Below are 1,308 nucleotides of genomic sequence, written 5' to 3'. Positions count from 1 at the left end.
GCAGCCGCGGCTGCGGGCAAACGAAGGGTCATGGACCGGTCTCCAGCCAGAGGCGCCGCAGGGGCGGCGTCAGATTGTCGGGATGGCTGGGCGGCCCCTGAGGGAGCGGGGAATGCCTTGCTGCAAGCGTCTCAGGGGGAAACGCGGGGTCACGGGTAGGAAAACCAACCCGTTTTGTCAAGATTATCGGGTCAGGCGGCGTCTGACTGCCAGGTCATGGCCTCAAACTCCTCGCGGAAGGCGAAGCGGATGAGGTGGCGGTCGATGATGTCGCGCGCCTCGGCCAGGTCAGCTACATCCGGCGCGGTGACTTCGGCAGTCAGGGTGTTTTCTGTGGCCTGCAGGGTGGCCGGGCCCATTCCCAGCGCGATGGTGCCGCGGGTGTCATTGTGGTCCACGGGCACCTTATGCGCAAAATGTTTGCACAGCTGCTGCAGGTATTTGGAGGCGTTCGGGGTCTCAAAATGGCCCTGATCGGTGAGCATGTTGTAATCCTTAGTGTTTTACTCAGATTGCGGCACAATAACGCGCTGCAAGCCTGCCGCAAGCGGAAAACTGGCGCGCATTTTGCCGCCGGGGCGTGAATTTCGCTGCTGACAAGCGGGGCCTGGATGCGTAGAAGGGCCAGGCTGCGGTGCAGGCAGGATCCGCGCCCTTGCCCTTGTTAGTCTCTGTTTTCAGGGCTTCGGGCGGGCGGATACGGCGACCCACATCTCAAGCGGTTCCACGAAAATCCTTGAGAGGCCTCCACAATGTTCCGGGCTTTTGAAAACCTTGTCGATCCCTTTGCGCCGGCCCATCAGGCGCCGCCGCGGGCCAATTTAAGGGCCTATCTGGCGCAGCAGCTGGGGCCCTACCGAAAATGGCTGCCGCTGATGTTTGCCACCGGCGTTTTGACCGCGCTGATGGAGAGCGGGCTGATCTTCTATTCCGGCCGGGTGGTCGATCTGATGGCGGAGACCGGCGCGGGCGCGTTCTGGGACGCGCATGGCACCGAGATGCTGCTGGCGCTGTTCTGTGTGCTGGTTGTGCGGCCGTCGCTGGTGGGGCTCAATCACCTCTTGCTGGAGCAGACGCTGTCATCGAACCTGCAGGAGCAGGTGCGCTGGCAGGCGCACCGGCATCTCTTGGGGCAGTCGGCGGGGTTCTTTCAGAACGATTTTGCCGGGCGGCTGAGCAACCGGGTAATGCAGATGGGGCCTGCGGTGCAGGACAGCGTGCATATGCTGTTCGAGGCGGTGCTGTTTGCCGTCACCTATATGATCGGCGCGGTGGTGGTGCTGTCGCAGATCGACTGGCGGCTGGCGG

2 protein-coding genes are annotated in these 1,308 nt (G+C 62.9%); one reads left to right on the top strand and one right to left on the bottom strand.

Annotated elements, in window-relative coordinates:
- Positions 1–191: 191 nt before the first annotated feature.
- Positions 192–485 carry a DUF2218 domain-containing protein gene (locus RA24_RS21560; protein ID WP_039194385.1) on the bottom strand — a complete coding sequence of 98 codons (294 nt, stop codon included), beginning with the start codon at positions 483–485 and terminating at the stop codon, positions 192–194.
- A 267-nt stretch (positions 486–752) separates the two neighbouring features.
- Here RA24_RS21560 and RA24_RS21555 point away from each other — a divergent pair.
- Positions 753–1,308, top strand: a 556-nt coding sequence (locus RA24_RS21555) for an ABC transporter transmembrane domain-containing protein (RefSeq protein WP_039194381.1), incomplete at its 3' end; no start/stop codon positions are given.

It is taken from the genome of Leisingera sp. ANG-M6 (assembly GCF_000813905.1).
GTDB lineage: Bacteria > Pseudomonadota > Alphaproteobacteria > Rhodobacterales > Rhodobacteraceae > Leisingera.
Note: the sequence above shows the minus strand (reverse complement) of the source record. Positions and strands in the feature narration are given on the sequence as shown.

Coding starts and splice junctions, on each gene's coding strand:
- RA24_RS21560 (WP_039194385.1), bottom strand. CDS start 485: ATGCTCACCGATCAGGGCCATTTTGAGACCCCGAACGCCTCCAAATAC.